A 5,809-nucleotide genomic window follows, 5' to 3' on the forward strand; every position below is an offset into this window, starting at 1 on the left:
GATAGGTATTCAAACAGCGGTACTGTCTCGGTCGCCGCGACATTCAAGAAGTCGTCGACTGAAGCTACGTTTTGCAGGGCGTTGGCTTTGCTGGACACACTTCCAACGCCCTGCAACCCTGCACGTGATGCTTTCTATGACACGCTCCTGCGTCAGTAATGGCGGGCCGGTAGTCATTATCTTGGTTTTGCACAGATTGAAGCCTACTGTAGAGTGGACCGAATACGTTCGAGAGAAGCCAATCGTTCTCGAAAGTATTGTTGATCGTCGTCCCAATTCGCTTGAAGAGTCGCTCGTCTGACTCGAAATCTGAGACGCCGACAAACGTATCGAATCCAACGTCATATCTATAATCTCGTGTGAGGAAACCGTTCTTCGCAAATCCGCCCGTCGCGTATCCTGCTTGCTGGAACACTTGAGCGAGTGATATAGCATCATCAGGTACGCCAAGCCCGTCGATTTGGTCTGTGTGGACACCAGTATGGATTGACTGGAGCGCCCATCGGGTCCCCGGACTGTTCGCATAGGAGTATTCGAAGACGGTTGCATCGTCCGCGAAGGAATCAATGTGCGGCGTTGTCGGGCGATCGTACCCATAACAACCAAGGTGATCAGCACGGAGGCAATCGACGGTAATCAGAACCACCGAAGGTGGGGAATTCATTGATGTGCTATTCTTAACTTCCCTGGTAATGTATTGTAGGATTGAAGGTCACGGTACATTCGGCTTGGTGACTCTTCAGTTCTTGCGCTCAGGGTAGCACGTTGCCGCCATCCATGTTGATTTTAGATATCCAATTATTATATGTATACTCTAGATATATTATTATGATTTCTAAATGTAATATAATGGTGAGGAGAGGCTCTGTACGCATCTATCGCCGAAATCGCTACATTCAGGATCGTGGTTGGCTGATTATAACGAAACCTTCTATTGAGGTCTAACTGACTGTGTTCATGTGAGTTCGATCGCCGACAGTCTCGGTGGGCTCGTCAAGAGTGCGGGTATCGTGCTCGCTGGGACTATTGTGTCGAATGTTCTCGGCCTTCTTGCCGAGGTTTTCATCCCGCGGGCGCTGGTTCCAGCGGTGTACGGTCGGCTCGGTCTCGCATATGGAATCGTCAGTGCAATCAGTTCGCTGGCGATTCTCGGAATCCCGAATGGTGTGACTCGCTTTCTCTCGGAAAAGGCGTCGGCACACGAGGAAACGGACGTGCTCCAGAGTGGCTACGCGATTTCGCTCACCGGGGCCGCCATTGCGGCCGCCGCCATCTATCTCGCACGCTTCGAAATTGCTGCGCTCATGGATGACCCGGCGGTTGCACCGCTGCTCGTCGCATTCGTTCCATACCTTCTCGCATTTCCGATCGCGAAGGTGAGCGTGGGCGTCCTCCGTGCCGAGGAGCGCACTACCGCCGCGACGCTGGCCCAGCGCATCGGTCCCCGCGTGCTCGGCTTGGCGCTCGTTGCGGGACTCATCGCAGCCGATCGGCCGGTCGTCGGAGCTATCGGTTACTGGCTTTCCTTTTCGATCGTGGGTGCGCTGTTGGCGCTTTACGCCGTCGGCCAGCACATCGACTTCGGCTCGCTCGTCACTCATCTCCCGAATCAAGAAACGTTTCGTGAACTATGGTCGTTCTCGTGGCCGCTGGCTGCGGGAGCCTCGTTGCACCTCATGCTTTCGAACGTCGATATAATGATGATCGGCTACTTTCTCGACTCGGCATCGGTTGGCTACTACCGGTCGATCCAACCATTGAAACAGGTGATTTTCTTCTTCTCTGGCTCGTTTGCTTTTCTTTTCATGCCTCTTGCCACAAAACACTATTCGCAGAGCGATTTCGCTGGTCTCGATGCACTCTACACCGTCACGACGAAGTGGATCGTCTCACTGACGTTCCCCGCGGTCCTCCTGTTCACGTTGTTCTCGCCGGCTGCCATCCGCCTATTCTTTGGGACGGCGTACCTCCCTGCGGCCCCCGTGCTCTCCATTCTGATGGCGGGGCTGTTCTATCGCGTGCTCGTCGGATTGGACGGCGATATGGTCAAGGCGATCAACCGCCCGCGGGTCGAGTTCTACTCGGCGCTTCCTGGTGTCGCCGTGAACATCGTGTTGAACGCGGCGCTCATCCCCCGCTTTGGGATCGTCGGCGCGGCATTCGGGACCGTTGTCGGCTACTTCGTCTACAATACGGTCGAAGTGGTTGTGATCTACCGAGCGGTGGGCAGCTATCCGTTCTCGGCGGCCGCGTTCAAACCGCTCATTCCGACGACCCTCGTTGGCATCGGCGTCCTCACACTCACATCCCAGCGGACGCTCGGACTACTCGCAATCGCCGGCATCGGTGTGTTGTTGTACACCGCCCAGCTCGCCTCGATGATCCTGACCCGGAGCTTTACTGATACGGACCTCCTGCTAGTCAAGCAGTTCGAAGCACGCTTCAATCTCGATCTATCGTGGCTTACGACACTCCTTCGCAGCGAGTAGTTGGATAGCGGGATCGGTCACTCACGGATCAAGATGCCTCTAATCGTGCCTCAAGATCCCGCCCACCGAGCATTGATCGTAGCTGTTCGGGCGGATCAAGACCACGTCGTTTCCAAGTCGCTAACATCGTCGTAATCGTCTCGTGGATACGTACTCCTTCGGCTGAGCGGAGGCTCCGGAACATCTTCCGCAGCATTACCTGCTCGCGCAGAGCCCGCTCTGCGCGATTGTTCGTCGAATCGACATCCGACTCCGTCACGAATGTCAGCCAGCACCCCAATCCGTTCCTGATCTTCTTCACCAGCTTCTGTACCTCCTCCGCTTGATACTCCTCCCTGAGGAGCCCCTCCAGATGCAACGATGCATCCGCCCGCCTCCGCTCACGAGCGGAGGCAGGCGGGTCCTTCTCGTCGAATGCCGTCAAATCCTCATGAAGCTCGTGTAATTCGTCGGATAACGTCTCCGCTTCCCTGTATCGCTCTGCAACGAACTCCGCCTCTCGCAGCAGATGCGCCCAGCAGCGCTGGAGCTTCGTGTGGTACGTTCGATACGCTGGCCAGCCGTCACAACTTAGTATCGAGTCCTCGGCGAACTCCTCGCCGAGGACCTCCTCTAACACCTGACTGCCACGGCTTTCATCGATCGTGTACAGAACCTCCTCGTCGGTCACGAACGTCCACGTCCAGTGCTGATCCCCATCAACCGACAAGCCGGTTTCATCGCAGTAGACTACGTCGCTCTCTCGGATTTTGGCCTTCACGTCCTCGTATGCGGGTCGCAGCCGGTCTGCGACCCGCTTGGTCAGGTTGTAGACCGTTCGGTGCGAGACTGGGTAGTCTAATTGCCAATCGAAGACTTCCGCCTGCCTGCGGTTGGGCACTCGCTGACGAAACCTGCGGAGGGCGGTTTGGGCCAGAACGTTCGGCCCAAACCGTCCGGTCTGGGGACAATCAGGATGCTCGGCGAGAATCTCGTTTCCACACGAGCAGTGGTGTTGGCCTCGACTGATCCGTTGGTAGCGGTCCACGCTTCGAACCCGGAAACAGCCGACAACGGGCTTCCGGACGTCCAGGCTTGCTTTCGTGTATCTTGTGGATACCGGAGCTGATTCGCGTCGGGCGACTGCGTCTGTGAGTGATTCACGTCAGGTTGAGACTGGCTATCGGTAGTGTCAGAAGGTGAGCTGGCCATTGTTACGCCAAGCATGCTCCCCAGCGTCGTTGCAGAGGCACCGATCACCGCGAGCGCATCTCGACGAGTGACTTTCATGGGTTCATGAATGCCGATTCTCGTCCCGTTCAGCGGGGTCAGTGCGGTTCTCGATCACCGAAACCACATCAGTCATCGTGGGTGTCCTCAGCGTCCGATGAACTGCTGGTAGTGAGCGTAGTAATAACGAGGCCGGCTCCACCCCCAAGGAATAGTGCGAGTGCTGGCCCGACCAGCCAGGGATCGATGTCCCAATAGACGATGGTGGTGTAGCCAGCGAGCCACCCGATTGCACTGCAAACGCCGACGAGGAAAATTCCCCGACCGAGGGAAATGGTGGTGGCCTCGCTCTGGTCCGTATCGGCGTCGTGCTCGTGGTCTTCAACAACGCTCTCTACGATGGAGGTGACCTCATGCTCTTCAGCTGCGGCGTCATCGTCACCCATTACAACCGGTTTTCACTCCCAGTACCCCTCTTCCGGAAGTCTGCGTGCGTTTGTGAGTGTGTTCAGTGGTCGAAGACATGTCATCGGAAGTTGAAAACAGATGGCTAGTTCGTGACTGTTCAGCAGAGTGTGAGTTCCAGTCAGTTATCTATTCTGTTTGCTCGCCGATTCACCCCTGCTGGTCAGCTTCCTCGAACGCGTTGGTCATCTGGTCTGCGAGTTCTCCGGCTTCGATATGCGAGTAGTGTTCCCGAACGACCTCCTCGGAGTTGTCGAGTGCCCTGGCAGCGGCTGCGTGCCCTGAGGTCCGCACGAGAACCTCGCCGGCACCGCGCCGAGCGCCGTGGGGCATTAGATAGTCGTGGTCGTCACTGAGCTCGATACCCGCTTGGTCACACAGCCGCTGGAGGACGTGTCGCCCAGCACCGGTCGTCATCGACGGTGGTGTGATATCGAATTCGGTGCAGATCTCGATCTGCGAGCGGTCCGTGTGCATCTCTTCGATCTCGGTTTCAGTGTACCCGCGGGAGGTCAGTCCATCGGTCAAACACTCCGAGAGCGTCGGGCGATGGAACGAGGGGAACACCGGCCAGTTCTCGCTCGGCGCGTCGAGGACCTTCTGGTACATCTGTAGCGGATGGAGTACCGGCTCGGGGAGCCCCCGATCGTCGAGACGCTGCTTTTTGGCGAACACCGTCGCATAGCGATCTTCGAGGTGGACATCCTCCCAGTAGAGCCCTTGGCGACGCTCGTCGCTCCGATCACGGAGGACCTCCGCGCCCCGGACTCCGGAGTACGAGAGGAGATACACCAACGCGCGGTCGCGGCAGGCCTTGATCGCTGCTTCACGGTCCTCACCGATTTCATTGATCGCGGTGCTGGCCTGCTCGTCGACGAACGCGGTGAGCTGTTGGCGATCCTCAACGGACCAGGCCTGCTGGTCACCACTCTTGTGACCGCCGTCGTCGGGAATAGGCTCGGTGGCGTTGCGCCGCTGGGCGACGTTCTCGGCGAGGTGACCTTCGCGGACGGCCCAGCCACAGAACGCTGAGACGTATGCGTAGTAGGTACGCACTGTACCCCCTGTCCAGCCCTGACGGGCGAGATGACGCGCATACTCACGAAGGTGACCCGAGTCAAGTTCCTCGAACGTCGTCACGACGTCCTCGTGATCGGCGAGAAAGTCGACGAACCGACCGAGCTCCCGACCGGCGTCCTGGCGGTAGTTGCCGCTCTCGCCGCGCTGACCTTTTCCCTTGTCCGTCAGGAAGTCCCCGACGACGGCGTCGATGCGCACCACGCTACGCGCCTCCATCACGTTCGTTCGATCGATCGCTTCTCTCAGGGCGAGTAACCCGGGTTCTGGGTTGTCGCATCTGGTGTGCTGTGGGAGAGGGCGGGGTTGGTTGTAAAACTACTCGTCCTTATTGGACTAAGCACGAGTAAAACGCTTCAGGCCCAATTCCGCCGATTACGGGCATCTCAGGTGCCTCAGAATCGAATACCGTACCTCATAAACCGTAGAGAAGTTCATCAAATTCTGAACGGAGAAGGACCCCAGTACCTATAGAGGAGTTGGGATGTACGGTACCGAAACCCGTCGCTCGGCCGACGGGTAAAGACACTTACCGGACGGGAGAAAGGATGCTGCTATGAGTGCTACAC

Annotated in this window: 5 protein-coding genes; 1 reads left to right on the forward strand and 4 read right to left on the reverse strand. The window is 57.5% G+C overall.

Annotated features, from left to right (window positions below; translation table 11 throughout):
* Positions 1-64 precede the first annotated feature (64 nt).
* A complete protein-coding gene (locus GT355_RS18725) occupies positions 65-664 on the reverse strand; it encodes a sulfatase-like hydrolase/transferase (RefSeq protein ID WP_160135835.1) in 600 nt (199 codons plus the stop codon).
* A gap of 295 nt (positions 665-959) precedes the next feature.
* Between GT355_RS18725 and GT355_RS17785 the strand changes: the two genes are divergently transcribed.
* Positions 960-2,489, forward strand: a complete 1,530-nt coding sequence (locus GT355_RS17785; protein ID WP_160135836.1) for a flippase — start codon at positions 960-962, stop codon at positions 2,487-2,489.
* Between the two features lie 28 nt (positions 2,490-2,517).
* Here the strand turns inward: GT355_RS17785 and tnpC are convergent, their stop codons facing one another.
* The 3 genes from tnpC to GT355_RS17800 form a co-directional block, all read right to left on the reverse strand.
* On the reverse strand, positions 2,518-3,516 hold the full coding sequence (tnpC, locus tag GT355_RS17790) for an IS66 family transposase (RefSeq protein ID WP_420825989.1): 999 nt from the start codon (positions 3,514-3,516) through the stop codon (positions 2,518-2,520).
* Between the two features lie 310 nt (positions 3,517-3,826).
* Complete coding sequence (locus GT355_RS17795) at positions 3,827-4,144, reverse strand: hypothetical protein (protein WP_160135837.1); 318 nt, start codon at positions 4,142-4,144, stop codon at positions 3,827-3,829.
* A 169-nt stretch (positions 4,145-4,313) separates the two neighbouring features.
* On the reverse strand, positions 4,314-5,459 hold the full coding sequence (locus GT355_RS17800) for a tyrosine-type recombinase/integrase (RefSeq protein WP_192928055.1): 1,146 nt from the start codon (positions 5,457-5,459) through the stop codon (positions 4,314-4,316).
* Between the last annotated feature and the right edge of the window lie 350 nt (positions 5,460-5,809).

The organism is Halococcus salsus, from assembly GCF_009900715.1.
Classification (GTDB): domain Archaea; phylum Halobacteriota; class Halobacteria; order Halobacteriales; family Halococcaceae; genus Halococcus; species Halococcus salsus.